Here is a 13,718-nt window from a genome sequence, read left to right as displayed (position 1 = left end):
ATTAATAATTTAGTTTAGGCGGAAATACTCTGCCTAAATCAAGGTATAAATCAGGAAATCTAGGTAAAGATATCGTTTGATTATGTAAAATAATTCGCTTATTTGCATAACCATATTTTCCCAAACTATCCTGATAGGGTTCACTGTAACATTCCAGATGATTATCAAATAAATTAAATATCCAATAATCAGAAATTGCGGCTTTCGCATAAAGGGGAATTTTGACAACTTGGTCATAATCTAAAGAAGAGTCTGAAACTTCTATGACTAGTAACACATCAGTAGGTGCAGGGTGGGCGGATAGATAATTATCCTCTTTGTTTTTAACAATGGCAAAATCAGGTTCAGGTTCGCTGTTTGGAGGTAAGGTAATTGGGGCTTGAGATTGCAAAGTTGCTCTATCTTCGACTAACTTTGGTAGTAGCTTCCACAAATTTCTTAAACAGGTTTCATGTGCTTTACCCTTCGATACCATTTCGATGATTTCTCCGTTGATTAATTCAAGACGATCGCCCTCATGGAAAAAACCTAATTCTGTGAGTCTGTGATACTCATCTAAAGTGAAGCGTTTAGCCTGAGGAATTCTCATAGATCTCGCTGTTTTGGGGAAAGTTGTTACAACACTTATTCTAAATGTGCCAGAACCTTGATATGCTAAAAGCCGAGACTAGCTATATTGCCAAACCATGCCTGCGCCTACTATCACGCCCAAAATTACTTCCTTTCCCCTGACAGCCGTAGTCGGACAAGAAGCGATTAAATTAGCTTTACTATTAGCTGCTGTCGATCCGGGATTGGGTGGAGTAGCGATCGCAGGTCGTCGCGGTACGGCAAAATCTGTGATGGCGCGTGCAATTCACGCCTTGCTACCACCGATTGAGGTTGTTCAAGGCTCGATTAGCAACTGCGATCCCAGTCAACCCCAAGATTGGGATGATCTACTTTTAGCAGAATACGCAGATAAAGACATTCAAGATGTCCCTACAGAAATTATCCCTGCTCCTTTTGTGCAAATTCCGCTGGGAGTGACTGAAGACAGACTCCTAGGTTCTGTGGATGTGGAAAAGTCGGTAAAACAAGGGGATACGATATTTCAACCAGGATTACTCGCCACAGCCAGTCGAGGGGTGTTGTATGTGGATGAAATTAACTTACTAGACGACCAAATTAGTAATCAGCTACTGACAGTATTATCAGAAGGACGCAACCAAATTGAACGGGAAGGCATAAGTTTTCAGCATCCCTGTAAATCGCTGTTTATTGCCACCTATAACCCAGAAGAAGGTGGATTACGGGAGCATTTACTCGATAGAATTGCGATCGCACTTTCAGCAGATGGAGTTCTAGGTTTAGATCAAAGAGTACAAGCAGTCGAGCAAGCGATCGCCTATTCTGTGTCTCCCCAAGAGTTTCTCCAACAATACAACGAAGACTTAGACGCGCTCAAAACTCAAATTATCCTAGCGCGGGAATGGTTGAAAGATGTCACCATTACCCACGATCAAATTGGTTATTTAGTCAATGAAGCAATTCGTGGCGGCGTTCAAGGACACCGCGCCGAGTTATTTGCTGTGCGAGTAGCCAAAGCCGCAGCCGCTTTAGAAGGACGCAACACCGTCAACGCGGAAGACTTGCGCCGTGCTGTGGAATTGGTGATTGTCCCACGCGCCACAATAGTGCAGACACCGCCACCCGAACAAGCACCGCCACCACCGCCACCACCACCTCAGCCACCAGAAAATCAAGACGAATCCGAACAAGAGGAACAGGAAGAGGAAGAACAGGAACCAGAGGAACAAGAACAACAAGAACCACCCAGCATCCCCGAAGAATTTATCTTCGATCCGGAAGGGGTGATACTTGATGATAGTGTGCTTTATTTTGCACAGATGGCTAAAAGGCAAGGCAAATCTGGCAGTCGTAGCATCATCTTCTCGGAAGACCGGGGACGCTACATTAAGCCGATGTTGCCTAAAGGAAAAGTCAGACGCATTGCCGTAGATGCCACACTGAGAGCGGCTGCACCGTATCAAAAAGCACGCCGAGAAAGAAATCCTGATCGTAAAGTCATAGTTGAACAAGGAGACATTCGCGCCAAGCGTTTAGTACGCAAAGCCGGGGCATTGGTAGTATTTGTGGTAGATGCTTCAGGCTCAATGGCGCTAAACCGAATGCAGTCAGCCAAAGGTGCAGTGATGCAACTTTTGACCGAAGCATATCAAAACCGCGACCAAGTAGCGTTAATTCCCTTCCGTGGCGAACAAGCAGAGGTATTATTACCTCCTACTCGTTCCATTGCTTTAGCACGTAACCGTTTGGAAAGGCTACCTTGTGGTGGTGGTTCGCCATTAGCGCATGGTTTAACCCAAGCTGTGCGCGTGGGGTTAAATGCGCAAATGAGTGGAGATATTGGGCAAGTTGTGGTTGTAGCCATCACCGATGGGCGAGGTAATATTCCCTTAGCGCGTTCCTTAGGCGAACAGCTAGAACCAGGAGAAAAGCCAGATATCAAAAGCGAATTGTTAGAAATTGCGGCGAGAATTCGCGCTTTGGGAATACAACTGTTAGTAATTGATACGGAGAGTAAATTTGTTTCCACTGGCTTTGCTAAAGAATTAGCACAAACAGCCGGAGGTAAGTATTATCATTTACCAAAAGCGAGCGATAAAGCGATTGCGGCTATGACCAAAGGAGCGATCGCTGATTTAAAATCTAGGTAATTAGTTCAGGGTCAACAGTCAACAGTCAACAGTCAACAGTCAACAGTCAACAGTCAACAGTCAACAGTTAATAAATTTTGGACTATAGACTTTTGATTACTGACTATGACCCAGTTGCTATAGCCTGGGGTTGCAAATAGCAAATTAGATCTTGAATACCTTTTTGGAGATATCGCGTTACGGTCATCGGACTCGTACCTATATTCTTAGCAGCATCTTTGCGTGAAAGTTCTTTTAAAAATACTAATTCAACTGCCATCCGGGGCTTTTCTTCTAATAAACTAATTGCACCTTGGAGTTGTTGGCGTTCTTCTTCTTGTTGTTGCAGCGCACTGGAACGAGGACAAGGAAGGGCTTCACCTAAAGTTATTTGGCAATCAACATAGTGAACAGCGGTAGCATCTAAACTTAAAGGCATCCGGTTTTGTGCAGCTAATTTGGTTTCTTGCCATTCTTGCACAGAGACTCGCAATTCACGGGCAATTTCGGTATCCTTGGGAGGACGACCCAAAGCGATAGCCAAATCTTTGCGAACCTTTTGCCCCTCATTATATAGTTCTTGCCAACGCCGGGGAATTTTTAATAGAGTACTGCGATCGCGCAAAAAATGCAGCATCTCACCACGAATATATGGTACAGCGAAGGAACTAAACGCATATCCTTGACTGGGATCAAAGCGTTCAATTGCCCTGATTAAACCAAAATAACCAATTTGCTCTAAATCTTCATAAGGTTCATTACATTGATGGCTAAATTTATGAGCCATCTTCCGCACTAAGCCAGTATGTAGCTGCACAAGTTGATTACGCAGTTTAATAGAGGGATTCTGGTGGTATAAGTGCAATAACTCTATACCATCTATTCGCACAGAGGACTCACTTGCTGCCATATAAAAATTCCTTTGTTGTAACTCCTTTTCCTAAAAAAATGGAGTTGCGTATATTGCTATCAAAGCTGTCATTATTTTCCTTAGTCACCGCTGAATAAACCATCGTCGTTATACTGAACTTATCAGGGTCTCCAGTCGATGATTCAGTATTTCTACGCATGATTTTTTATCTCTAAGCCTGATTTTTTATAACGATTTGGTGGAGCTTAATTTTGTTTTCTAGAAAATGATTGGGATCATTCATAGTCTTTAGTTGCTGCAATATAACGTAATCATTTAAGCTGAACAGTAGAGTAATTACGCAACAGACATCTGTTATCAGCAGCAAAATCCAGAGCAGTTTTGCATTAATACTGAAAAAATATTCCAGTTGGATATCTGAATTAGAGTTTGTCATTCTACTACCAAGGCAAAACAAACAACGCTTGGCTATTGCAATTTTTGAGGAGAAAGCTGCGTGTATGCTTGATTTCTAGGGCTGTCAAGAGTCAAGGGTCAATGGTCAAAGGTCAATAAATTTTGGATTCTTGAGTGTGGACTTTTGACAATGACAAACATTATTTCTTCAGTTTGACTTACTGGTGATTAGCTAAAAATATGAGTAAAAATGGAAGTATACAGGACGTTTATTAGCAAAACAGGTTTTAAACATGAGCAATACCAGCAATTTTCGTGACGCTATTCGTGAGGCTAAATCTCACTCCCTCGTAGGCCCAAATGTCATTGCCAATGCCCTTCCCTATGTGGGTGGCGGTCTTGTGCTTACTGCATTAGGAACCTACGGAGGTTTGGGAGTTATCCGTACTCATCCTGGACTATTCTTCCCCACCTTCATTGGTGCAGTTATCGTCGAGTTAATTCTGTTCTTTGTTGCCCAAAATGTTGCCGAAAAAGGCAATAAAGGTCTGGCGCTTCCCCTACTGGCTACCTACAGCCTCTTAACTGGATATACTCTCAGTGGCTTAGTATTTCTGGCTTTGAGAACCCAAGGTGTTGGTATTCAAGGCATTGGTTTAGCAGCCCTTGGTTGTGGCGTTACCTTTATTGTCGCCCGTCAAATTGGTTCAAATCTGTCTGAAGAAGATGGGATGGCTTTGACGAAAACCATCTCTCTCGGCATTATTGCCTTGGTTGTTGTCTGTCTGACTCAATTTGTGTTTGCCTTGTTCGGTGTTTATACACCATCCTGGTTAGAAATCGCTATTTCTGGTTTGGGAGTATTTCTATTTGCGGGCGCATCTGTGGTAGATTTCTACATCTTGCCACGTACTTATCGCAACGATCAGTACTTGCCTGCGGCTTTATCTATGTACCTCACCTATATCAACTTATTCATTTTTATCTTGCGGCTGTTAATTGCCCTGAATGGCCGTGATTAATCGCCTGTAGGTACTAGAGAAAAGTAAAGTTTTGTAAAAAACCGTGGTCTACTAAGGGCAACCACGGTTTACTATATAATGCTCATATATCAGTTGTCTGACAAACCAAAATCACTCATTTGAGCATTGCTTGAGCATTATGGTAAACACGGCTAAAACGCCCACAGGGAAAGCCCCAAAGGGAGAAATAAGCATCAGGGTAAATGGTGCATCTGTTATCGCTAGCTTTCCCAGAACTCACTTTCCCAGTGAGAAAAACCAAGTCAGAAAAAGTATCGGCATTAGTTCAGTCAACTTTGACCCCAATGATAAAAGGATTAAGCTACTGCAAGACACACTGCAAGTAGACATGGAGTCAGGAAAGCTTGATGACGGTACAGGACACTTTAACGAAATACGCTATCAGCAAATTCTGAGAGATTTACACTTTATTAGTGACCTTAAAGCAGCGTCTAAATCTCAAGCTGTAGCTACGACCGTCAACGACCAAGCACCACCTAAGCCTGAGTTATCACTCTTAGAAGTCTGGGATATGTACTGTGAGTACAGAAAGCCAGGGTTAAGAGAGAGTCACTATGAAAATTTTTTTAAAGGACGATACCAAAGCTTTCTTGAGTCAGCAATGGAAGCTACCAAATCTGAGGACGCGCTTAAAATCAGAAATTGGTTGGTAGAGAACAGGAATTTACAAACCGTTAAAAACGTAATTTCTAATCTCTCAAAAGCTTACCAACTAGGGATAAAAAATAAGGTACTATCCCACAATCCTTATGAGGGAATGACGGATGACTTAGGCAAGATAGGTGCTAAAGGTAAAACACAAGATGAGATAGAAGCTGACGACGATACAGAAGACCAGTCAAAAGCTTATACCTGGGAAGAAGTCCAAGCCATACTTGATTACATCAAAAGCGCGCCAGCCAAGAAACATTGGTATCACTTCACTAAATTCAAATTCCTAACAGGTTGTAGAACTGGCGAAGCTATAGCTTTGAGATGGAATGATATCGATTGGAGCAATGAGAGAGTTTTAATTAGAACGACCTTCAATCAAACAACCAAAAAATTCTACCCTCTGAAAAATGACAAGACTTACAAAGGTAGTGAAGTTAGACGGTTTCCAATGCCTAAAGACGGTGAACTTTGGAACTTGCTAAAGTCAATACCTCAAGGGGAACCTAGTGATGTGGTGTTTAAATCCAAAACAGGAAAAATTATAAATAATAATGTTTTCCGAGATACTTGGCAGGGAAGGACAGACCAAGGAAATAAAGGTATTATCTCTGAACTCATCAAGCAAGGCAAACTCACTAAGTACTTGTCACCATATAACACAAGGCATACGTTCATTAATCACGCTATTCATGACTTAGGAATACCTGAGAAAGTTGTCTGTTATATGTGTGGACATAAGCCAGATGTCAGCAATAAACACTATCAAGATGAAGCGATATTCATGAAGGGCATTAATCCTGAGATTACCTTCAGTCAGCAACAATTCGGACTACAAACGATTGACAACCAAAAGTCAGAGATTGAGCTACTCAGGGAACAGAATGAGCAACTCAGGAGACTGGTTGAGGAAATGAGAAACAAGCAATAACCAATACCAACTAAGCATAAAAACATAGAGAGAGTATTTCTACTCTCTTTTTTTGTGTCTATCTCTATTTATTGATATTTGTTGGACAAATTGTCAGATAAAGATAGACATATTACTTATATATATTTCTACCAGATGGTGAGTATGTGATGAGTCAATCACACGTAGCTGAGGCGGTAGGGGAATACTCAGGCGATAGCGCTGGTATGTGCGATTAACGTCAATTCTCCAGGAACCCTATAGGGATGTAACAGAAAAAACTAGTGAAAAAGCACCATAGCGGGACTTATGGTAAAAGTCACCATAATGGTGGTAAACTGGGCTGTAATGTACCTTACAGAATTACTCAAGAGGAGCCTACCGCAAAGGCTCCTTGTTTATTTGTGCATTTTGGAGCGTACGCTACATTAGATTTTCAAAAGTATTGCTGACTGGAGCGTACGCTACAATACCAAAAGTAATTCTGGTACATTTCAATGCAAGAGACAGAGCAATCATTCCGGTTATTTAATATATATAACCACCTAAGAATAAATATTTTTGATGGAAAGTTACCTGAAGATACTGTTTTGAAAATTGAATACAGGGCGGAATCTGATGGTGTTTACCGCCCTGGTAAATGGGATGATACGCAAAATCAAAAAGTGCTTGACGAAATAAAGATTAACGAAAAACTTTTAATTCTTCCAAAAGAAGAATTATTGACTGCTCTTGTTCATCAAATGATTCATCAGTGGCAATTTCATTATGGCAGCCGAAAAACAGCCAGACATTACCACAACAGAGAATATGTCCAGAAAGCAGCAAGCATAGGCTTGATAGTCGAACCTGATTCTAGTGAACAATCAATTGACCCCAATGGAAAATTTATGCAAGTAAGTCAAGGCTTGGATTGTGAGTTGATATTGAAACCCCGAAATGTTATCTCGCAATCAGAGGCAAAGCCTAAAAGTAAAGGAAAGGAAAAATATATCTGCCCTGAATGTGGAAAAATTATGTATGGTAAATCGGGAATGACTGATTCTTTTTGTGGCTGCAATGGATCATGGAAACAAATGATAGAGCAATAAAGGATATGTCTCAAAACGTCAGATAAGTTATCTAACAAATTAAGAATCCTTACTATCACGGTGGTCAGCCATGAGCAAAACTATGCTGGAAATCCCCGAAATCAAACGCGAAGTAGAAAGGTTAGCGAATATCTTGGGCAAAGCTGAGGATTGTCTTTGACCAGGGAGAACTGACTGCCAGAATTCAAGAATTAGATAAAATAATTGCTCAGGCTAATTTTTGGACAAATCCAGCACCAGCCTATCAGATACTTCAAGAAATAGAATACTTGATATTTTATAGGCAGGAAAAATATCGGCGGTGGTGCGCCATTCTCGAAGATATAAAGGCTGCTTTAGAACTGTTGCAATCCTCAAATGATCAGCAATTGTTCCAAGAAACCCAATTAAACCTGAAGCACCTCCAAGAAGAACTTGAAATAGCAGAAATACAACAGTTACTATCTCACCCCGACGATCAAATGGGTGCATTGGTTACTATTACTGCTGGAGTTAGTGGTGCAGATGCCCAATCTTGGGCGGATGTTTTAATGAGGTTGTACTTTAATTGGGGAAAAAATCACAATTACCAAGTTCATCTGGTAGAGATTGTTGATGGGGATGGCGGTGGAATTAATTACGCTACCTGGGAAATTATCGGGCGTTATGTATACGGCTTTCTCAAATCAGAAACAGGTACACATCAACTACAACGCATATCTCCTTTTAATGCTAATGGCACTTTGCAGACGAGTTTAGCTAGAGTAGAAGTCATAACGATTTGGGATGAATCGATTAATTTAGAAATTCCCGAGAAGGATTTAGAAATAAGTAAATGGCGTTGGCATGGTGAAAATGTGAACCGCCCAGAAACTTGGGTCAAAGTATTTCATATTCCTACCGGAATTACTATCTTTTGTGACCAAGAACGCAGTCAAATGCAAAACCAAGAGCAGGCTTTAGCTATTCTCAAAAGTAAGCTATGGGCTTTAATGCACGCCCAAGGTGTTCAAAATGTTGGCGAAATTCAATCTAGCAGAATAAAATCTTTATCCAACGAGCTGATCCGTGAATATATTTTGCATCCCTATACAAGAATTAAGGATTTACGTACCAATGTGGAAACAACATCTGTGACGGAGGTTTTGAATGGCAACATTGACTTGTTTATCAAAGCTTATCTCCAACAGCAACATCAAAACCAGGAGTGAGTAAATATGCTTTATTAAAGTTTTTGCTTATAGCTTTTAGTGCCACAAAAGCGGCAAATAATCACACTCAAAAGATTGTTAATTTAGTTCTTGTTTACCATGAAACCTGAGAATTTTTTGATGCAATTTGCTTTTAGATATCGATTCTCAAATGCTTGAGATAAGTTGAAATTCACTCATTGCTTGCATCAATTTCTGGACATAATTCGTGGTGAAGCAAGACGCGGATCATCTCTCGCCCAGGATGTTTGAACAACACATCAAACTCACTATTGGGCATTCTCAAGTTTTCAGGAATGAGATAGGTCGGGATTGGTTCTGTTAGCACTAACCCATGCCCAGGAAAGAGGATAACAGTAATTTCACCACCACGTAGGCATCCTAAAACTCTTGCTGGGACACGTACATAAAAGGACGAGCTATCTTCTTCCTGGTGCATATTAAGATACCGTAATACCAATTCTGTATGAGGATGCGCTTAATGAGCTTAGAAAAAAACTAACCGCCAAGTACGCCAAGTACGCCAAGAAATAAGAGATTAAGAGAATGTGGCGCAGTTTCACAAAGAAACGGTATAAATAATTTTACAACTTAAATAATTGGGACGAAAGAATTTGCCAAACTACAGTTAAAATCAAAAAGGCAAACAGAATTAAGAGCTAGTTCCTAAAAATTGGAAGCGCTTTATCTTTAGCAACCACTATGGATGTCTTAGAACTCAAACGCGAAATCGAAACGTTGTCTTATCGCCTGGGTAAAACCCAGGACTATCTTTGACGTACCTGCACTGACTGCCAAAATTCAAGACCTGGAACAAATTTCTGCCCAGCCGGAATTTTGGAACGACCAAACTACAGCCCAAGAAACGCTGCAAGAACTCAACGACCTCAAAGCCCACCTCCAACAGTATCATCAATGGCAATCTAGTCTGGAGGATACCAAGGCTGTGGTTGAGTTGTTGGAGTTAGAAACCGACGAATCGCTGCTGCAAGAAGCGGAATCTACTATTAGCAAACTCAATCACGAACTCGATCAGTGGGAGTTACAACAATTACTTTCCGGCCCCTACGATGACAAAGGGGCAGTACTGACAATTAACGCCGGGGCCGGTGGTACAGATGCTCAAGACTGGGCATTTATGCTGATGCGAATGTATACCCGTTGGGCAGAAGCCCAAGGTTACAAGGTCACCTTAGCAGAAGAATCAGAAGGTGATGAAGCCGGGATTAAATCGGCTACCTTGGAAATTACTGGTCGCTATGCCTATGGTTATTTGCGATCGGAAACTGGTACACATCGCTTAGTGCGGATTTCACCATTCAACGCCAACGGTAAACGCCAAACCAGTTTTGCTGGGGTGGAAGTGATGCCACAAATAGATAGTTCTGTACAACTAGACATTCCCGATAAGGATTTAGAGATTACTACATCCCGTGCTGGTGGTAAAGGTGGGCAGAACGTCAACAAAGTAGAAACAGCAGTGCGAGTAGTTCACCTTCCCACAGGTTTGGCTGTGCGTTGTACAGAAGAGCGATCGCAACTGCAAAATAAAGAGAAAGCACTCACCCGTCTCAAAGCTAAGTTATTGGTGATTGCGCGACAACAACGTGCCCAAGAAATTGCTGAAATTCGCGGCGATATGGTGGAAGCGTCTTGGGGGAACCAAATCCGTAACTATGTGTTTCACCCATACCAAATGGTGAAGGATTTGCGTACCAACATAGAAACAACTGCCATTACCGATGTCATGAACGGCGACCTTGACGCTTTCATCCAAGCCTATCTGCGACAAGAAAACCAACTCGTAGAAAGTACGCCAGCTTAGGGGCTAGGGGGCAGAGAGGGCAGAGGAAGCAGAGGAAGCAGAGGAGGCACAGGAGAAATAACTCCAATGCCCAATGCCCAATGCCCAATGCCCAATACCCAATGACAAATGACAAATGACCATTGACGTTAACTGTTACATTTATATATAAAAGAGTTTGTTAACGAATCATCATGAGCAGTTCTCCGTCAAAAGAACCTCAACCTAGCTACGTTAAACTCGCCATGCGCAATATGGTGCGTAAAGGTGGTACTTCTGTTAAGCATTTTGTGCTTACTACTGTAGGACTTGTAGCTCTCTTCGTAGGTCTTGCTTACCTAACTCGCTGATCGTCAACCAAAACCTCGAGTTACTAGGAGACTTTGTAGCTAGTGCAAGTTGAACTAGATGTACAAGATTATTTTTATGAATCGTCCCCAGAAAAAACGGAAAATTTTGGGACTAATGATCAGCGGATTGCTTTTGAAACTTGGGAAAACTGGTTTGATAGCTGGTTAGAAATACTTCTCCCTTATCTTCCATCAGCACCAGGTTATGAAATCGGGTTGCGGTTGACAGATGATGTAGAAATTCAGTCACTCAATTCCCAATATCGTCACCAGGACAAACCTACAGATGTGTTAGCTTTTGCTGCTTTAGAGGTAGACAGCCCCCAAAACGAGGAAATGTTTGCCTCTATGCCTTTGTATCTAGGGGATATTGTGGTATCTGTAGATACTGCACAGCGTCAAGCCCAACAGCAGGAGCATAGTTTGCAAACTGAGTTGGCCTGGCTCGTGGCTCATGGTTTGCTGCACTTATTAGGCTGGGATCATCCTGATGAAGAAAGTTTGGTAAGAATGTTAAAACAGCAAGTAATATTGCTGAGAGAAATAGGTATTGCTATTGACATTGAGTAACATCTATTATTTATCTTCTGTTCTCAAAGAACTTCAGGATAAAATTGCCTAAAACTTGCTTAAGCCCTGAAAATCGGCAAAACCAAGAACTGTATCTACTTATTGTGAGGATTTTTAAGCCTATGTCCCAAAAAGTTTCTCCCCCACCAACTGCAAACCGCTTACCAACACTTGTGACGAAAGAAAGGGAATTCTCTTGGCAAGTGGCTACTAATTTATTGATTAGTTTTAAGTATGCCTGGGCTGGAATCAGCTATGGTTTTCAAACTCAGCGCAATTTTCGCATACATGTAGGTGTGTGTGTTGTGGCGATCGCTCTTAGCCTATTTTTACGTCTATCCCCAGTGGAAATATCGATAATTGCCATAACTAGTGGTTTAGTTTTAACTTTGGAACTACTGAATACGGCTTTGGAGTCACTAGTTGATTTAACAGTGAAGCAAACTTATCATGATCTGGCAAAAATTGCTAAAGATTGTGCTGCTGGTGCTGTACTTGTCTCGGCATTAGTATCACTTTTGGTAGGTAGTACACTTTTACTACCACCTTTAGTAGCCTTAATTATGTCGGCTTTTTAAGTAAGATTGCTAACTTCACTTATTTTCATTCCATAATTGATGACGTATACAGCAGTTCCCATCTGGCGACAATTAAACAAAATAATAAAAATAATCTGACCAGGAGTTATCAGCTGTGATTATCGTCATCGACAATTACGACAGTTTTACTTATAATATAGTCCAGTATCTCGGAGAACTTGCCCCAGATTTCCCTGTAGCAGCAGATATTAGAGTTTTTCGCAACGATAAAATATCTGTAGATGAGATTAGAGCTTTAAATCCTGAATTGGTCGTGATTTCTCCAGGGCCAGGTCGCCCTGAAGATGCGGGAATCAGCTTAGATTTAATTGCACAACTAGGTTCTAGTTTGCCAATTTTGGGTGTCTGTTTAGGACATCAAAGCATTGGTCAGGTATTCGGTGGTAAAATCGTTTCTGCTCCTGAATTGATGCATGGCAAAACTTCTCAGGTGTCTCATACTGGGGTGGGTGTTTTCCGGGGATTAGAAAATCCTCTAACTGCAACCAGATATCACAGTCTGGTTATTGACCGCGAGACTTGTCCCGATGTGTTGGAAATCACTGCTTGGGTTGAGGATGGTACGATTATGGGAGTACGTCATCGGAACTATCCTCACATTCAGGGCGTCCAGTTTCATCCAGAGAGTGTTTTGACATCTTCAGGCAAGCAATTGCTGCGAAACTTTCTGGAACAATTACAGTCAAGAGAGTAATTAATGAAACGACGACAGTTGATGGGCTATGCTGGGGCGGGTTTGGCAACAGCTTTTTTGACCACCTTAGGTTCTGAATTTAAAGCCCAAGCACAATCTAGCGGCTTATCAGTTCAGTGGTTGGGTCATACTTGCTTTCTATTGACAGGTAGCGGTGTAAAAATTCTCGTCAATCCATTTCGGCCCATCGGCTGTACTGCTGGGTATCGTCCCCCAAAAGTTGCGGCGGATTTAGTCATGATTAGCAGTCAACTGCTAGATGAAGGTGCAGTTGACGGACTCCCAGGAAAACCAAAACTCATCTATGAACCTGGAGTTTACGAGTTTCAAGGAATTAAATTCCAAGGAATTGCTGTAGACCACGATCGCAAAGCTGGTAAACAGTTTGGGATTAATACTGCTTGGAGTTGGAAGCAAGGCGGAATTAATATCCTGCACTTGGGAGGCGCTGCTGCACCCATTTCTGTTGAACAAAAAATTCTCATGGGGCGTCCCGATGTCGCCTTTATTCCTGTGGGGGGTAGTGCGAAGGCTTATAATGCCCAGGAAGCCAAGCAAGCAGTCGAAATTTTAAATCCTAAACTGATAATTCCTACCCATTATCGTACACAGGCGGCAGATGCATCTAAGTGTGATATTTCGCCAGTGGATGATTTTCTGAATTTAATGCAGGGTGTCACAGTACGCCGTGGTACTAGTGACAGTATTAGTATTAGCTCTGGCAATATACCAGAAAATAGCGTAATTCAGACTTTGAGTTACAAATTTTAAAGAACTGACAAATTACTTGTAGGGCTGGGGTTACCCCGACCCTACAATTTGGGATAATTTATTGTTTGGTATTCCCTAA

14 protein-coding genes are annotated in these 13,718 nt (G+C 41.7%); 11 read left to right on the top strand and 3 right to left on the bottom strand.

Translation table 11 applies throughout. The features are described from left to right. Position 1 precedes the first annotated feature (1 nt). Positions 2–589: a Uma2 family endonuclease gene (locus AACU32_RS35565; RefSeq protein WP_096606964.1), complete on the bottom strand. Its 588-nt coding sequence runs from the start codon at positions 587–589 to the stop codon at positions 2–4. Between the two features lie 97 nt (positions 590–686). Here AACU32_RS35565 and bchD point away from each other — a divergent pair, with 97 nt between their 5' ends. After that, the gene (gene bchD, locus AACU32_RS35560; protein WP_096606963.1) at positions 687–2,720 is read left to right on the top strand and encodes a magnesium chelatase ATPase subunit D; all 2,034 of its coding nucleotides are present in this window, start codon (positions 687–689) and stop codon (positions 2,718–2,720) included. A 103-nt stretch (positions 2,721–2,823) separates the two neighbouring features. Here bchD and AACU32_RS35555 read toward each other — a convergent pair whose 3' ends face one another. Beyond that, positions 2,824–3,609 carry an RNA polymerase sigma factor SigF gene (locus tag AACU32_RS35555; RefSeq protein ID WP_096606962.1) on the bottom strand — a complete coding sequence of 262 codons (786 nt, stop codon included), beginning with the start codon at positions 3,607–3,609 and terminating at the stop codon, positions 2,824–2,826. A gap of 650 nt (positions 3,610–4,259) precedes the next feature. Here AACU32_RS35555 and AACU32_RS35550 point away from each other — a divergent pair. From AACU32_RS35550 to AACU32_RS35535, 4 genes are all read left to right on the top strand, one after another. Continuing rightward, positions 4,260–4,988 carry a Bax inhibitor-1/YccA family protein gene (locus AACU32_RS35550; RefSeq protein ID WP_096606960.1) on the top strand — a complete coding sequence of 243 codons (729 nt, stop codon included), beginning with the start codon at positions 4,260–4,262 and terminating at the stop codon, positions 4,986–4,988. A 139-nt stretch (positions 4,989–5,127) separates the two neighbouring features. Beyond that, entirely contained in the window at positions 5,128–6,591 is a 1,464-nt protein-coding gene (locus AACU32_RS35545; RefSeq protein ID WP_096606959.1) for a tyrosine-type recombinase/integrase, read from the top strand. Between the two features lie 476 nt (positions 6,592–7,067). Next, on the top strand, positions 7,068–7,661 hold the full coding sequence (locus AACU32_RS35540; RefSeq protein ID WP_096606958.1) for a SprT-like domain-containing protein: 594 nt from the start codon (positions 7,068–7,070) through the stop codon (positions 7,659–7,661). A gap of 85 nt (positions 7,662–7,746) precedes the next feature. Next, positions 7,747–8,851, top strand: a protein-coding gene (locus tag AACU32_RS35535) for a PCRF domain-containing protein (protein ID WP_096608325.1) whose coding sequence is annotated in 2 segments (ribosomal slippage) — positions 7,747–7,818 and positions 7,820–8,851 — 1,104 coding nt in all. Because the reading frame shifts where the segments join, the coding sequence is not laid out codon by codon here. 172 nt (positions 8,852–9,023) lie between these two features. Here the strand turns inward: AACU32_RS35535 and AACU32_RS35530 are convergent. Beyond that, entirely contained in the window at positions 9,024–9,290 is a 267-nt protein-coding gene (locus AACU32_RS35530; RefSeq protein WP_096606957.1) for a hypothetical protein, read from the bottom strand. Between the two features lie 263 nt (positions 9,291–9,553). On the opposite strand from AACU32_RS35530, the gene prfB reads away from it, so the two are divergent. The 6 genes from prfB (at position 9,554) to AACU32_RS35500 (ending at position 13,639) form a co-directional block, all read left to right on the top strand. Continuing rightward, positions 9,554–10,676, top strand: a protein-coding gene (gene prfB / locus AACU32_RS35525) for a peptide chain release factor 2 (RefSeq protein ID WP_096606956.1) whose coding sequence is annotated in 2 segments (ribosomal slippage) — positions 9,554–9,625 and positions 9,627–10,676 — 1,122 coding nt in all. Because the reading frame shifts where the segments join, the coding sequence is not laid out codon by codon here. A 173-nt stretch (positions 10,677–10,849) separates the two neighbouring features. Further along, positions 10,850–11,005 carry a DUF3285 domain-containing protein gene (locus AACU32_RS35520; protein WP_096606955.1) on the top strand — a complete coding sequence of 52 codons (156 nt, stop codon included), beginning with the start codon at positions 10,850–10,852 and terminating at the stop codon, positions 11,003–11,005. Between the two features lie 42 nt (positions 11,006–11,047). Continuing rightward, the gene (gene ybeY / locus AACU32_RS35515; RefSeq protein ID WP_096606954.1) at positions 11,048–11,575 is read left to right on the top strand and encodes an rRNA maturation RNase YbeY; all 528 of its coding nucleotides are present in this window, start codon (positions 11,048–11,050) and stop codon (positions 11,573–11,575) included. 122 nt (positions 11,576–11,697) lie between these two features. Next, a complete protein-coding gene (locus AACU32_RS35510; RefSeq protein ID WP_096606953.1) occupies positions 11,698–12,153 on the top strand; it encodes a diacylglycerol kinase family protein in 456 nt (151 codons plus the stop codon). A 115-nt stretch (positions 12,154–12,268) separates the two neighbouring features. Continuing rightward, the gene (locus AACU32_RS35505; RefSeq protein WP_096606952.1) at positions 12,269–12,868 is read left to right on the top strand and encodes an anthranilate synthase component II; all 600 of its coding nucleotides are present in this window, start codon (positions 12,269–12,271) and stop codon (positions 12,866–12,868) included. A gap of 3 nt (positions 12,869–12,871) precedes the next feature. Further along, complete coding sequence (locus tag AACU32_RS35500) at positions 12,872–13,639, top strand: MBL fold metallo-hydrolase (RefSeq protein WP_096606951.1); 768 nt, start codon at positions 12,872–12,874, stop codon at positions 13,637–13,639. Positions 13,640–13,718 lie beyond the last annotated feature (79 nt).

Source organism: Calothrix sp. NIES-2100, from assembly GCF_963875285.1.
GTDB lineage: Bacteria > Cyanobacteriota > Cyanobacteriia > Cyanobacteriales > Nostocaceae > Aulosira.
This window is presented reverse-complemented; position numbering and strand designations above follow the sequence as displayed.